This window comes from Bacteroides sp. AF32-8BH, assembly GCF_003435205.1.
Taxonomy (GTDB): Bacteria; Bacteroidota; Bacteroidia; order Bacteroidales; family Bacteroidaceae; genus Bacteroides; species Bacteroides ovatus.
Map to the genome: position 1 here is coordinate 133,517 of NZ_QVLZ01000001.1, position 14,760 is coordinate 148,276.

Consider the following 14,760-nt stretch of genomic DNA (forward strand, 5'->3'; position numbering starts at 1 on the left):
TTTATCATTTAAAATGTTGCACTTAAACCGAATGATACAGTCTTGGATAGCGGATAGGTACATCCGTCCCAGTTGCCGATGCCAACAGTTTCGGGGTCAAACGTATCGGCCAGACTGGTAATAGTAAATAAATTCTCTGCTGAAACAAAGAATCGCAGATTGTTTACGCAGAATTTCTCTGTCAAAGATTTAGGTAATGTATAACCTAAAGTAACGTTTTTCAGACGGCAGTAAGCCGCATTTTGCAAATATCGGGTCTGTGGATTACGGTTTCTATCATTCTCGAGAGGACGCGGATAATAACCACCCAGGTTAGCTCCTAGCGGATTAGTCGTATCTTCTCCGCGGAAATAGTCCAGATGAGGTTTGAAAAAGTTGGTTTGCCAGTAGCCTACTGCTCCCCAGAACATTGTAGAACCACTCCCCGGCATATAATCACGTTTCATCGTTCCTTGGAAAAATAATTTAAGGTCGAACCCTTTCCAGGCGGCATCCAGATTCAAACCAAAGTTGTAGCGTGGTGTACTGTTGCCTATTTTCTTCAAATCACCATGATCAGCCAGTGTTTTGTTACCTCTGCTGATCTGGCCGTCACCGTTCAAATCCGCATACATGATGTCACCTGCTCCCCAGCCGGAACCGAGTACATCCTGTGCGCCATTGGGCATACCGGCCAAATGATCTTTCATCTCTTGATCGGTCTTTGCGATGCCGATTGTTTGGAATCCCCATATATCACCTACGTGAGCACCTGCATAATACGTATTATTATTGTCTTTATCTAAAATTGTGTTTGACGGATTGGGGTATTTATCAATAACCACTTGATTGTCTGACAAAGATAAGGTAACTCCATACTTAAAGTCGCGTATCTGGTCGCGCCAGTTCACCTGTATTTCCCAACCTTTGGAAGTCATATCGAGGTTGTTTACTTTGGGAACGGCAATGCCTAAGAGGTTGGGTAGTTCGGGGGCGGGGCCTACCATGTTTTTAGATTTACGCTGGAAATAGTCGAATGTTACATTCAAACGATTGTTGAGCATAGATAAGTCGAAACCTAAATCCAGTGTTTGCGTCTTTTCCCATGTCAGTAAGGAAGATACCAGCGCAGATTCTTTGGAAATATTTGGTTTTACGCCATTTACCAGCCAACTGCCTAGTGCGTAATTGCCCCATTGGTCTTTGTTAATATCAATAGTTCGATAGAATGGATACCAGTTATCTGTGTTTTGGTTGCCCAATTCACCCCATGAACCACGTATCTTGAATGTGCTGATTAAATCGGTCAGATCTTCAAAAAATGCTTCACGGGCCATGTTCCATCCTAAGGAGAATGATGGGAATAGATTCCAGCGGTTATCTCGAAGGAAACGTGAAGTGCCGTCATATCTCATATTTACTTCAGCCAGATAACGTCCTTTGTAGTCGTAATTAACACGTCCGAAGAAGCCGGCTGTAGCCCATTCGGAGTACCCTCCTCTGTTTTGTGCATTTGTCTGCGTGGTGTTCAAGGTAGCCACTTCCGACATGATACCGTCTTGGGAAGCGGTAATATCACGTTGTTTGAATAGTTCGCTCTGAAAACCCAGCATCACTTTAAAGTTGTGCCCGCTTTCTAATGATTTGCCGTATTCGGTAAAGATGTTCGGATTGAAGAAATTACTCTTATAAGCATATTCTGTAACGCTGGAAGTTTGATTGGCAATAATGTAGGGATTTTTACTCACATCATAACCATAAACGGTTTGATAATCGGTATGGTCGAAATTATAGTTGGAACGGTAGTTCAATTCTACGTTAATTTTCCAGTCTTTGATGGGTTCCACGATGAAAGCAAGCTGGTGTGCCATCACGTCTTTTTGTGATTTATATCGGCCTCCTTCTGTTAATTGGTAAATCTTGGATTCGACAGTATAGAATCCGTTTGGGTCTACTACCGGAATGACAGGCCAGTAGCGACATACATCGAAATAGAATACATTACTTTTGATATCGCCTCCGGCAAATGAAGGAGCTTCATAATCCGTCCGGTTAAAACGCATACTATAACTTATTTTCAACCATTTGGTTAAGTCCGCATTGATTTTTGCAGTAAAGGAGTAGCGTTGTTTGTTATCATCTCCAAACTTCAAGAGACCTCCTTGGTCCAGATAATTCGCAGAAAGATAATATTGTATTTTATCCGTTCCACCATTTACGCTCAATGAATGCTCGTGGGTAAAGCTATTACCAAATAACGTTTTTAACCAGTCGGTATTGCCGGTAGGCATCACGTCTTGCCGTTGGGGATCATCGAATGAATTCCATCTTCCCGCATCGGTCGGCCACATATATTGTGTGCTTTTTCCTGCTTGAAAATCCAGAATTTGTTGAAGTTTGGTGGCGCTATACATGGGAGTCTGTCCACCATTAGTTAACTGGTCATTGACTGCCAGAGCAAAATTGTATGAATCTGCCATTTCAGGCATATTCAAGGGAGATACAAAACGGAAGTTGTTATTATAGTTAACTACCGTTTTTCCCGACTTACCTTTCTTTGTTGTAATCAGGATGACTCCACCTGGTGCCCGCGAGCCATAAATGGAGGAAGCGGCTGCATCTTTCAGTACAGAAATATTCTCAATGTCCTGTGGATTGATAGCGTTCATGTCTCCCTCCATACCGTCAATGAGCACCAATGGTTCTACCTTTGAACCAGCTCCAATTGTTCCAACACCACGAATATTGAATTTTTTGTCTGAACCTAAGGAGCCACCACCATCACCAGTAGAGATATTCATCCCCGGAACCATACCTTGCAAAGCTTCTATGGTAGAGTTAACGGGACGTGCCGAAATTTCTTTTGCTCCTACCGTAGATACAGATCCTGTTACATTCACTTTCTTTTGTGTACCAAAAGCAACCACAACAACTTCATCCAATGTTTGTGTATTGTCTTTAAGGATGATATTCAATGATTGTCCTGTGAATTTGATTTCTTGAGTCTGATAACCAACAAAAGAGACTACAATAATATCTCCGGTTTTTACATTGTTTAAAGAGAAGTCACCGTTGATTCCGGTGATTGTACCGTTCGTCGTACCTTTGGCTACGACGGATGCACCGATGATGGTTTCACCTGCTGCATCTTTTACTACACCCTTACAAGTAGTACCCTGTTGTACAACGGAAACTTTTAGAGTGCTTTCACCTATTTCCGGATAAGCTGCTTCTACTGACATTGTCAGTAGGAACAACAACATACTAACTGACTTTAGTTGTTTTAACATAGCATTGAATTTAGAGTTTTTCCTAGAATCCGGAATTACTTTTAATAAGTTCTGAAAGAACTTATTCCGTGCGTAAAACGTTGGATTCAAAGCCTTAAATTCAAAAAAAGAGTCATCTTTTAAGCGATCTTTTCTACTTGTTTTATACCCATTTTATATCTATTTCGTACCTGTTTGTGTTAGATGAAATAACAAGGATGATGAAATAAACAAGTCGTTTCATTTCAATATGAAGATAAAATACGGCTTTGGGTATTCTTAAAAAGAAAAAATGAATGAGAATTTGATATTATTTTTGAAAATACATGCTATGTATTAAAATATATTATATATTTGTGCCGTTAATTCTAATTTTATAAACCATCCTAGTTCTGAAAGAACTTATTTTTTCATCATTGATTACTGAACCCTAAAAGTGTCCTCCAATTGTAAGAGAGCTGTTTATTTGTGAGTTAGCTATTATCATTAATATGATTCCCGTACAGACTTATATACATAACTAGAATTTGGTAGATACCAATATCTGTATAAACAGTTGGGGCAGGTGTTTTTTTATTAGATTTACTTAGACAAATATGTGTTGGCTATGGAGTATCTATCATTACATCCGGCAATAAATAGCAGATGGCAACAGACGAAACAGGATAGTTACATATCTCCATCTTTGGGAAATGAAAGCTACTTTTTTCTTTTTAGAAATAGCCTTTTTAATTTGTTTCACAGCTTTATCAACGGGAGTAACCCAAAACAATCCTTCTCCTTTTGCCATAGCGGTGTCTACAAATCCGGGACGAATATCGGTAGTGTAAATAGAATAAGGAGATTTAGTTGCTTTTTGTCGTAATCCTTCCATATAGTTGATTTGATAGGCTTTCGACGCATTGTAGGCGGGAGCGATGCCACTGCCGCGTGTACCTCCAACAGAGGAAATAGTAACCAGATGCCCGCTTTTTTGCTGTTCGAAATATCGGAAACCCCAGTCTGTGATGTTGGTGAATCCTATCACGTTCGTTAGTAAGGTAGGTTCTTCCAATTGGTAGGAGAGTTCGGGGTTTAGTTCTCCGGTCCCGGCACAGATAATCAATATATCCATTCCACCCATTTTTTGAGTGAGAGTTTCGAGGGATGAAATGGTAGCTTGTGTATCGGTGATGTCGCACACTTGATAGAATAGTTTGTCTTTGTCCCGGGCGCATACCTCTTCTAATAGATTTTCCCTGCGACCGGTAATGCCGATAAGATAATCTTCTTGAGAATAGACTTCTGCCAATCCGCGACCGATGCCGGAAGTTGCACCTATAATTATAATTTTTTTCATGAAATACAATATACTTTGTTTGCCCGCAAAAGTAAGGGTAGAGAATAAATAAACTCTTGATTGAAATCAAGAATTTATTTTTGTACGACTTTTCTTCGGATACGACTTAATGTTTCGGGACGAATCAGAAGATAGGAAGCCAGTTCTTTTAAAGTTATCAGTTTCAGTAAGTCGGGACAACGGTTGATAATTTCAAGATAGCGTTCTTCCGGTGTCAGGCTGTACATTGAAATCATCCGGTCGTAGACTTCCCACAATAACGTTTCTGCGATGCGACGTCCTAACTTTTGGTGAGCGTCGTTGGTATCGTAGAAGTCTGCCATTTGCTGATAATTGATTACGTATACCGAGCAGTCACACAAGGCTTGTATATCTACATTTGATTTATCCTGTAACTGAAAAGCCGGATAGTTGCCAACAAAAGAATGATCGAAAGTATAGCCTACAATGCTGCTCTCGCCTACACTGTTGGTGCAACAGTACCGGAAAGAACCGGAACTGACGAATCCCATTGTTTTGCATACTTCTCCTTGGCGGGAAAAGTAGTCTCCTTTCTTATAATAGGTCTGCTTCCCCTGTTGCAATACAAAATCTACAATAGGGGAGTAGTTGATGTGGGAAGTATATTTGTTGAAATCTTCCACAGCGTATGAAAATTAGCCTTCGTTTATAACCTGAAATCCGGCCTGTTTCAAATCTTCCCAATATCCGGGATATGATTTGGTAACGACTTGCGGATCGGCAATAAGTAAATTGGGATGGCGGATAATTGCCGGTGCAAATGCCATTGCCATCCGATGGTCTTCATAGGTTTCAATCACCGGAGTTTCTTCCGGTTCACATCGTTCGCCATTCCACATTAATATACTGTCATTTTCTTCCTCGATCACATATCCCAGCTTTTTAAGCTCGGCTCGCAGAGCGGCAATACGGTCAGTCTCTTTTATTTTCAGGCTTTGTAATCCGGTGAAACGGAAAGGGATATTCAGCAAGGCACAGGTAACAACGAATGTCTGTGCCAAATCCGGAATGTCGATAAAGTCTTCTTCCAGTCTTTCCGGCGCTTTGCCTGTTTTTTTCAGTTTCACACCTTGCGATGTAAATTCGGTAGTTATACCTAAGCGTGAGAAAACTTCTGCTCCCCGGCTATCTCCCTGATAACTGTTATGAAACAACCCCAATAATTCAATTTCTGCTTTGGGAGATAAGGCGGCAATCTGATACCAATAGGAAGCTGCGCTCCAGTCATTTTCCACTTTGAAAGGAATGCTCTGATAGAGTTGTGGAGCAACGGAAATGCTACTGGGAGAAGTCCATGCAGCTTTGGCTCCAAAGTCCTGCATCAGTTGCAATGTAAGATTGATATAAGGACGGGAAATTATCTCACCGCTTAAATGCAAAGTCAAACCGTCTTTGAGTGCCGGACCTATCATCAATAGAGCAGATATATATTGGGAACTGACATTTCCTTTCAGTGTTATTTCGTTTCCTTTCAATTCTGCACCTTTGATGCGGAGGGGAGGATATCCTTCATTGCGGGTATACTCTATTTCAGCTCCTAACTCACGAAGCGCATTGACTAATATCTGTATCGGGCGTTGCTGCATACGGGCTGTTCCTGTGATTGTCCGTTCCCCCGGGGTCACACTTAAATAGGCGGTAAGGAAACGCATAGCAGTGCCCGCAGCCATGATGTCAATCGTCTCTTTCTCTTCGGTGAGAGCTTTTATCATCACCTGTGTATCGTCACAATCGGACAGGTTTTCAGGAGGATAAATACCTTTGCCCAGCGCATTGATGATTAATGCACGATTACTGATACTTTTAGAAGCCGGCAACTGGATAGTTGCTGTTACTACTGAAGGAGGGATGAGTTTATAGAGCATCATTTCTATTTTCTTTGGTTTGAGATGACAAAAATAGACATAAATTGGTATATATGCAGTTATAAAGTCAGAAAAACAATAGAAAATTTAGAATGGGAAAATTACAATCGTATTTGAAGTAGAGGATAAAATCTCAAGAAATTACAATTGTATTTAAAATAAATGCTATATTTGTGATGTATTGCAATCGTATTTAAAAAGAAGTAGAATGAAAATACCTCGCATAATTAAACAAAGAAACACTTATGTTGACCGCATAAGACCTTTCATGAGGAAAACATTGGTAAAAGTGATGGTCGGTCATCGTCGTGTCGGTAAAAGCTTTATTTTGTATCAACTCATGGAGTTGATACGGAAAGAAGAGAGTGATGCGAATATTATCTATATAAATAAGGAAGATGTCAATTTCATAGATATAAAGACTTATAAAGAACTGAATGATTATATTCTTTCAAAATCGGTAGATGATAGAATGAACTATATTTTTGTCGATGAAATACAGGAAATACAAGATTTCAGGTTGGCTATCCGTTCGTTGGCATTGGATGATAATAATGATATATATGTGACAGGCAGTAATTCAGAGATATTTTCCAGTGATTTAGCGAATGAATTGGGAGGTCGGTATGTTGAATTTGTGGTTTATAGTTTGTCGTATATTGAATTTCTGGATTTCCATGAACTGGAGAATACGGATGCGTCATTGGAGAAATATATTCATTATGGAGGATTGCCTTATCTGATACATTTGCCGATGGAAGAACCTGTTGTTATGGAGTATTTGAGGAGCATTTACTCTACCATTATATTAAAAGATGTGATTCAGAGAAAGAATATAAGGAATACGGTCTTTTTGGAACAACTAGTTTCGTTCTTGGCAGGTAACATTGGCAACTTATTTTCCAGCAAGAGTATTAGTGATTTTCTGAAAAGTCAGAAAGTGGATATTTCTCCTTATGTTGTGAGTGAGTATGCGATGGCATTATCGGATGCTTTTATTGTACATAGGGTAGGAAGGTATGATATTGCCGGAAAGAAATTATTCGAAAGAGGGGAGAAGTATTATTTTGAGAATATGGGGATTCGTAATGTGATTACGGGGTACAAGCCACAGGACAGAGCGATGCGTTTGGAGAACTTGGTTTATAATCATTTGGTATATAGTGGATATGATGTAAAAATCGGGACATTGGGTACGGAAGAAATAGATTTTGTCTGTAAACGGAATGGAGAGATTCTCTATGTGCAAGTCTCTCTTGAACTTTCTAAACAGGAAACTATTGAAAGAGAATTCGGGAATTTATTGAAGATTAAAGATAATTATCCGAAAGTGGTAGTGTCCGGAGAAAAAATGTTTGAAAATACTTATGAAGGGATAGAACATATTTATATTAGAGACTTCTTGTCTTCTGTTTTGTTACATTCCATTACTCGTGTCATTTAATCAAAGAACAACTGTTTTTTCTTTTATAAATAAGTATGATGAAAATACCGAATATACGTTTACTCAACCAACAGTTATTAAGTCCTCTTTTCTTTCAACCCAAGGAACTTGTGTCCTGGATGGGAGCTATGCAGGCACAGAATTATTCCATGGTGAAATGGGCAGTAGGAATGCGTTTGAAGTCAGCAACGATTCAAACTGTGGAAAAAGCGCTCCGTGATGGTGAAATCCTGCGGACTCATGTAATGCGTCCGACATGGCATCTCGTAGCAGCAGAAGATATCCGGTGGATGTTGAAACTTTCCGCCGGGCGTATTATATCTGCTAATGAGTCTTATGCGAAGGGGCATGACTTGGAAATTTCTGAAGAGCTCTATACGAAAAGTCATAATCTGTTGGAGAAAATTCTTTGTGGGAAGAAAAGCCTGACGAGGCAGGAGATTGCCGAGCATTTTAACCGTTCGGGGATTGTAGCGGATAATCATCGTATGACCCGCTTTATGGCTCGTGCGGAGCAGGTGGGGATTGTATGTAGTGGGGAAGATAAAGGAAGTAAATGTACGTATGCGCTTTTGGAAGAGCGTGTTCCGCCGATGCCGGAATTGACCAAAGATGAATCTTTGGCTCGTTTGGCTAGAAGCTATTTTCGTAGTCATGCTCCTGCTGTTTTGCAAGATTTTGTCTGGTGGTCGGGGCTGCCTATTACAGATGCACGTCAAGCTATTTATTTGATTGATTCGGAATTAACGGCAGAAGAATGGAATGGACAGACATGGTATATTCATGAAGATTGCCGGACTCGTGGAAAAGTTACCGGCAGTTTGCATCTTCTTCCTTCTTATGATGAATATTTGCTTGGTTATAAAGACCGGACAGACGTTTTGCCTAAAGAGCATTACTCGAAAGCATTTACCAATAATGGTCTGTTTTATCCGATTGTTCTTCATGAAGGACAAGTGATAGGAAACTGGGATAAGTCTGTTAAAAAGAGAGGCTCATTGATAGAACATTCATGGTTCCGGTTGGGTGATTGTGTCGATGAAGGTGCGTTGGATCGTGAGAAAGATAAGTATATACGGTTTTGGCGATAATATATGAAAAAACGTATATTTTATCGTTGTATAATTCTATATATGCAGGATATATTTAGGCATGAGTTGAAAATGAGACGGATTTGCTGTTTTCGAATTTAGAAAAGAAATAAATCGATTGTGTTTTGGAATAATTTGTTTTAGTCTGCGTCTTTTATAGAATAGATGTATAGAACTTGCCTTTGTTTTGTCTCAAATTGATATGTGGAGTGTTGGCTGTTTCAGGTGTAGGTTAGCTCTGGGATAGCACTTAAAATAAAGTTTTATATGCTCCTTTTAAAGGAATAAAGTGTTTCTCACCGATCAATGAATCGTTCCTTTAAAAGGAACTGGTTACTCCTTTTAAAGAAACGATTGTCAATAAGTTTATTATAGTGTATCTTTTGACTGTTTTTATGTAAAAAACTCCTCGGGAACTGTATATTCTTGCATTATTTTATACAACAGAACTGCTGGAAGAGGAAATCCGTGTGATGCTATTTATACTCATCATATTAAAAATAGAACATTTAAAGTAAGATATACTACCGCATTTATATTATAATAGAGCTTTCTCTCTATTTAAATAAATAGCATCAGGACTGATTTTTATTTGTTCATTTGCCTTTTTGCCCATTCCAGTCTTCGTTGATCGGCTAATGGAGTCACTTTAAATTCTTCGAATGTAGCGGTGAAACCTTTGCCGTCCGGACAAGCTCCCATTAATCCTACCATGACAGGACAATTATCTTGCAACCAACACGTGCGCATCATAATATATTCTTTATCATCACGTGAGAAAAATATTTCTACTGCATCCAGGCGACGGACTGCTTTTATCCATATCGAACGGGGAGCATCCGGCAATTGTACTACACTCCAGTCGCTAGTCCGATGCGTAACTACGGCACTTACATTCTGTTTGCCATCAACGTATTCCACACCTGCTTTTATCCAGTTTTCATGGTCGATGCGCAGCATTAATCCCATTTGGTCAAAGGTGGTGACATAGTTGCCGGTTATCTTTACTTTGGCTTCAAATTCTCCACCATAAGTCGCATAATAGAAAGGTCCGTCGTCCACTGTGAACCCATAATGAGAAATCCTCCAAAAGTCTGTTTTTGCAGGAACATCCATCACTAAGGTTTTGCCATCTTTTATTTCCCATTGTTGAGGCTCGTTCAGCCAATTCATTTTATTCAAACTTTGTGCCATAGAAGAAGTTGTTACTGCCATAAAGGCTATTGACATCATTTTGATTTTTAAATGTTTCATGATCATTTCTTATTTGATTATCTTTATCTTTGTGGTGCAAAGATAGGTCATACCTCCGTGTGCAACAATACTGAATAATAACCATTTTATAAGATGGACGTATTACAAAAGGAAATAGATGAAGTTTATGCGACACAACTGATAGCCGATGAAATATTGGACAATGGAGTTGTAGAGCAACATCAACGCTTTATTCATTCATTGACGGAGATTAATGGTGGATGTGCTGTTATTTCAGATCTTTCGAATAGGAAAAGTTACATTGCCGTTCATCCTTGGGCGCATTTTCTAGGCTTAACTCCCGAAGAAGCTGCTTTGAGTGTGATTGATTCTATGGATGAAGATTGTATTTATCGGCGTATTCATCCTGAAGACTTGGTAGAAAAGCGGTTATTGGAGTATCAGTTTTTTCAGAAGACCTTTTCGATGTCTTCCGAAGAACGGTTGAAGTACCGGGGAAGATGCAGAATACGTATGATGAATGAGAAAGGAGTCTATCAGTATATTGATAACCTAGTGCAGATAATGGAAAATACTCCTTCCGGAAGTGTATGGTTGATTTTTTGTCTTTATACCTTGTCTGCAGATCAACGAACGGAGCAGGGGATATGTCCCACTATTACCCATATGGAACGTGGAGAGGTCGAAACGCTCTTTTTTTCGGAAGAACATCGCAATATCCTATCCGAACGCGAAAAGGAAATACTTCGCTGTATACGTAAAGGACTATCTAGTAAAGAAATAGCAGCTGCCCTTTATATTAGTGTGAATACAGTCAATCGACACCGGCAGAATATTTTGGAGAAACTCTCTGTCAGTAATTCGATAGAAGCGTGTCGGGCTGCTGAATTGATGAAACTGTTGGATTTGTAATCCAATAAGATAGTATTGTTTACTGATTTCTTTCTTCAGATTCGAAGCTTATCTGAAGAAAGAACAGAACTTATTTAAAACAAAAGCAGCAACTCATCAAATCTTTTCACCTGTTTCAGATGGTCATGTGTGAATGTGTCTACTACTTCGTGTTTCCACATCACTTCAAAAGGAATATGTATGCCATATCCTCCCAGCGATAGAACAGGTTGAATGTCCGATTTCAGAGAATTGCCAATCATGACAAATTCGGAAGGAGCAATCTGTAAGATATTCAACATTCGTTGATATTCTTTCTCTGTTTTATCGGACATCACTTCAATGTGATCGAAATAAGAGGCTAATCCGGAACGTTCCAGCTTATTCTCTTGATCGAGCAAATCTCCTTTAGTGGCAACTACTAATTTGTATTTTCCTTTTTCTTTCAATACTTTAAGCGTTTCTTTTACTCCCGGCGATAGTTCAATTGGCATTTTCAGTAATGATTTGCCTAATTCAATAATATGTTGGATGTCTGTTCCTGAAATCTTTTGTCCACTCACATGCAAAGCTGTCTCTACCATAGAAATGGTGAAAGCTTTGGCTCCATATCCGAGATATTTCAGATTATTCATTTCTGTTTGAAATAAAGCAGCTGAAATATGTTCAGAAGTGCCATAAGGCTTTAATAGGTCTGTATATTGTTTCTCTATTTCCTGGAAAAAAGGTTCATTGCTCCACAAGGTATCGTCTGCATCAAAAGCAATGACTTTAATAAGTTCTTTCATCGGTTTCGTCGTTAATGGTAAATTTTAGATCATCTGTTTGATATTTCGTATGCAAAGTTACAATAAAAAGAGGAATAAAGGCAGACGGTTTGTTTTTAGAACCGAATCTCCATTTAATTTCATAGAAATCTCTATCTTTGTTACTCGTTTTTTTGAGTTTGAATTTTAATTGGATATACAATAATGAAAATAGGAGATAAAGTACGCTTTCTTAGTGAGGTAGGCGGTGGAATCGTAACTGGATTCCAGGGAAAGGATTTTGTGTTGGTGGAAGATGCAGATGGGTTTGATATTCCAATGCCGATACGCGAGTGTGTCGTGATTGAAACAGATGACTATAATATGAGGCGTAAACCCGGTTCGTCTGCGTCGAAACCGGAAGAACCTGTTAAACCGGTAAAACCGGAGATGCCTGTTATTCAACGTCAGCCGGAGGTGCGTGGAGGAGATACTTTGAATGTATTTCTGGCTTATGTGCCCGAAGACGCAAAAGCGATGATGACTACTCCTTTTGAAACTTATCTGGTAAATGATAGCAATTATTATTTGTATTACACTTATTTGAGTGCAGAAGGAAAAGCATGGAAGAACCGTTCGCATGGTTTGGTGGAGCCTAATACAAAATTGCTGTTGGAAGAGTTCACCAAAGATGTATTGAATGATATGGAGCGGGTGGCTGTTCAGTTGATCGCTTTCAAGGACGGTAAGCCTGCGGCTATCAAACCTGCTGTTAGTGTGGAGATACGGATCGATACCGTGAAGTTCTATAAACTTCATACCTTTAGCGATTCTGATTTCTTTGAAGAACCGGCTTTGATTTATGACATTGTGAAAGATGATATGCCTGCCAAACAAGTATATGTTTCGGCGGAGGAGATTCAAAAGGCTTTGTTGCAGAAGAAGTCTGTAGATAAACCGAAGTCACAACCTATTGTGAAACCAAGCCATACTACTCATGGTGGAAAGAGCGGAATTATTGAAATAGATCTTCATATCGATTCTTTGCTGGATGATACTCAAGGGATGGGCAATGCTGAAATACTGAATTATCAATTGGATAAGTTTCGCGAAGTGATGGAAACTTATAAGAATAAGCGTGAACAGAAGATTGTCTTTATTCACGGCAAGGGAGATGGGGTACTTCGAAAGGCTGTCATTGATGAATTGAAACGGAAATATAATAATTGCCGTTATCAGGATGCTTCTTTCCAAGAATATGGGTTTGGGGCTACGATGGTGACTATTAAATAACAGTATAAAAAAAGTGGAAGCCAACCGGCTTCCACCCTCTCTCTCTTTTACATATTAATCATTTTACTTATTCAGTTCAATACCTTTATTCTGTAAAGTGATGTTCATCAATGCGGCATACTTGGCGTACTGTTCAGCACTAAGAGTCTTTCTCATCAGTTTCAAGTTACCATAAACAGCGTTGCGCAATTTTGCTTCTTTATCTTTCTTCGCTGTTGTGGCTCTTGACATCTGTGTGGAGAAATAATCGCAAATATTGGCTACTTCTTCACTCTGAACTGAATTCAAGTTCAAATATTTACCTAATTTACTAACATTGATGTTACCTTCCCATTTTGCAGTTGTAGGTTGATTTCCGGCTGCAAATGTTGTAGCAGCAAGGCAGAGCGCTGCCACTAATGTTAATCCTAAACGTTTCATAATACCTACTTTTTTAATTGTTATACCTAAAAACTATTCCTAAAAACAAATCTAATACCTATTGAAAATTAGTCTAAGCGCTTAGTTTTTTCTTTTTACCTATGCAAATATAAGAATATGTTTTATAGCATAAAAATAAAGAAAAGGAAAAGATTCTATTTAGCCTCATTTCTTGATGTAAGTCAAGAGATGATATGCTTTTTGATACAAAAACGGTTCTTTATGAAACATATTTGTAATACGTGTGCGAAAACGATAGTGGAAATAATCTGCTTTTTAGGATTTATTCCTATTAAAATGATATTGAGCAAAGGAACGTGACTAGGAAAGGAACACTGAAATCAACAACAAAACCATGGAAAATGGAAATGATTACAAATTCTTTTCCCGAATATCGGGTAATAATAGGAAGAGTGGTATCCATTGTAGTGGCTCCACCAACAGAAATAGGGGCTAGCTTTCCGAAATACTTCACTAATAATGGCGCACACAGCAAAGCGATGATTTCACGCATGATATTGGAAAGTAACGCAATAGTTCCCAATTCGGGACCTTTGTATTCGGTAATGAAAATGCTGGAAAGTGAATAATAGCCAAATCCGGCTCCGACTGCCATACAGTCTAAAGGACCTCGTTGGCTCATAAAGGCTCCTGCTACGGCGCAACCTGCTAATGTGCCAATGATCGTCATGATGGGAAGGAATACAAGCCGCGGATTCAGGGAGCGAAAACTCTTCAAAGTATTCGGATCGTTGCCGATACTGATGCCTACGCAGAACATGAGTCCGCAGAGGGCATAGTAACTGAGCTTGCTGTCGGTGAAGTCGTATGGAATAAGATGATAAACTCCACAAAGAGTACCGATAATGAAGAAAGAGACGATAATCAAACTACCTTTCATGCTTTTGTCTCCTTTCCTCCATTCCATTTATATAATAGGTACCATAATCCCCAGGCGCATAACGTACTTCCTGCAACGGCAGCTACCGTGATGATAATAGCTTCCAGTCCGAGAGTATGCAAACCTTTGATAATAGATTCGTTACCTCCTACATCTATTCCGAGAAGAAAGAGGAGAATCCATATAAGAAGAGTAATTATCCTGTGTATCCATGATAGTCTTTTACTGCGCAACAAGTAGCCAAGAAGCATGCCTGTCAGCATAATTCCAATAATGATAAACATAG

13 protein-coding genes are annotated in these 14,760 nt (G+C 39.2%); 4 read left to right on the plus strand and 9 right to left on the minus strand.

The genetic code is table 11. The features are described 5' to 3' along the window. Positions 1 to 8: 8 nt before the first annotated feature. The 4 genes from DWZ47_RS00505 to aroA all read right to left on the minus strand — a co-directional run bounded on the left by DWZ47_RS00505 (position 9) and on the right by aroA (position 6,473). Positions 9 to 3,242: a SusC/RagA family TonB-linked outer membrane protein gene (locus DWZ47_RS00505; protein WP_042994438.1), complete on the minus strand. Its 3,234-nt coding sequence runs from the start codon at positions 3,240 to 3,242 to the stop codon at positions 9 to 11. A 628-nt stretch (positions 3,243 to 3,870) separates the two neighbouring features. After that, complete coding sequence (locus tag DWZ47_RS00510; RefSeq protein ID WP_117512096.1) at positions 3,871 to 4,587, minus strand: SDR family NAD(P)-dependent oxidoreductase; 717 nt, start codon at positions 4,585 to 4,587, stop codon at positions 3,871 to 3,873. A 74-nt stretch (positions 4,588 to 4,661) separates the two neighbouring features. Beyond that, entirely contained in the window at positions 4,662 to 5,231 is a 570-nt protein-coding gene (locus DWZ47_RS00515) for a Crp/Fnr family transcriptional regulator (protein ID WP_004299287.1), read from the minus strand. Positions 5,232 to 5,243: 12 nt separating this feature from the next. Then, the gene (gene aroA / locus DWZ47_RS00520) at positions 5,244 to 6,473 is read right to left on the minus strand and encodes a 3-phosphoshikimate 1-carboxyvinyltransferase (RefSeq protein ID WP_052587955.1); all 1,230 of its coding nucleotides are present in this window, start codon (positions 6,471 to 6,473) and stop codon (positions 5,244 to 5,246) included. Positions 6,474 to 6,681: 208 nt separating this feature from the next. Between aroA and DWZ47_RS00525 the strand changes: the two genes are divergently transcribed. Both DWZ47_RS00525 and DWZ47_RS00530 read left to right on the plus strand, forming a co-directional pair. Beyond that, positions 6,682 to 7,917: an ATP-binding protein gene (locus DWZ47_RS00525; RefSeq protein WP_004299291.1), complete on the plus strand. Its 1,236-nt coding sequence runs from the start codon at positions 6,682 to 6,684 to the stop codon at positions 7,915 to 7,917. Between the two features lie 38 nt (positions 7,918 to 7,955). Next, positions 7,956 to 9,008 (plus strand): winged helix DNA-binding domain-containing protein, encoded by a 1,053-nt coding sequence (locus tag DWZ47_RS00530; RefSeq protein ID WP_052587956.1) that lies wholly within the window; start codon positions 7,956 to 7,958, stop codon positions 9,006 to 9,008. A 588-nt stretch (positions 9,009 to 9,596) separates the two neighbouring features. On the opposite strand, the gene DWZ47_RS00535 is transcribed toward DWZ47_RS00530, so the two are convergent. Next, a complete protein-coding gene (locus tag DWZ47_RS00535; RefSeq protein WP_225472708.1) occupies positions 9,597 to 10,268 on the minus strand; it encodes a DUF1349 domain-containing protein in 672 nt (223 codons plus the stop codon). Between the two features lie 87 nt (positions 10,269 to 10,355). On the opposite strand from DWZ47_RS00535, the gene DWZ47_RS00540 reads away from it, so the two are divergent. Next, positions 10,356 to 11,135 carry a response regulator transcription factor gene (locus DWZ47_RS00540; protein WP_022199913.1) on the plus strand — a complete coding sequence of 260 codons (780 nt, stop codon included), beginning with the start codon at positions 10,356 to 10,358 and terminating at the stop codon, positions 11,133 to 11,135. Positions 11,136 to 11,209: 74 nt separating this feature from the next. Here DWZ47_RS00540 and DWZ47_RS00545 read toward each other — a convergent pair whose 3' ends face one another. Further along, positions 11,210 to 11,902, minus strand: a complete 693-nt coding sequence (locus DWZ47_RS00545; RefSeq protein WP_117512097.1) for an HAD family hydrolase — start codon at positions 11,900 to 11,902, stop codon at positions 11,210 to 11,212. A gap of 183 nt (positions 11,903 to 12,085) precedes the next feature. On the opposite strand from DWZ47_RS00545, the gene DWZ47_RS00555 reads away from it, so the two are divergent. Then, a complete protein-coding gene (locus DWZ47_RS00555) occupies positions 12,086 to 13,153 on the plus strand; it encodes a DUF2027 domain-containing protein (RefSeq protein WP_004326226.1) in 1,068 nt (355 codons plus the stop codon). Positions 13,154 to 13,216: 63 nt separating this feature from the next. On the opposite strand, the gene DWZ47_RS00560 is transcribed toward DWZ47_RS00555, so the two are convergent. From DWZ47_RS00560 to DWZ47_RS00575, 3 genes are all read right to left on the minus strand, one after another. Beyond that, positions 13,217 to 13,573 (minus strand): hypothetical protein, encoded by a 357-nt coding sequence (locus tag DWZ47_RS00560; protein WP_004326225.1) that lies wholly within the window; start codon positions 13,571 to 13,573, stop codon positions 13,217 to 13,219. A gap of 292 nt (positions 13,574 to 13,865) precedes the next feature. Next, on the minus strand, positions 13,866 to 14,474 hold the full coding sequence (locus tag DWZ47_RS00570; protein WP_004326224.1) for a lysine exporter LysO family protein: 609 nt from the start codon (positions 14,472 to 14,474) through the stop codon (positions 13,866 to 13,868). Then, positions 14,471 to 14,758 carry a LysO family transporter gene (locus DWZ47_RS00575; protein WP_004299315.1) on the minus strand — a complete coding sequence of 96 codons (288 nt, stop codon included), beginning with the start codon at positions 14,756 to 14,758 and terminating at the stop codon, positions 14,471 to 14,473. Before DWZ47_RS00575 ends, DWZ47_RS00570 begins: the two co-directional genes overlap by 4 nt. Positions 14,759 to 14,760: the final 2 nt, after the last annotated feature.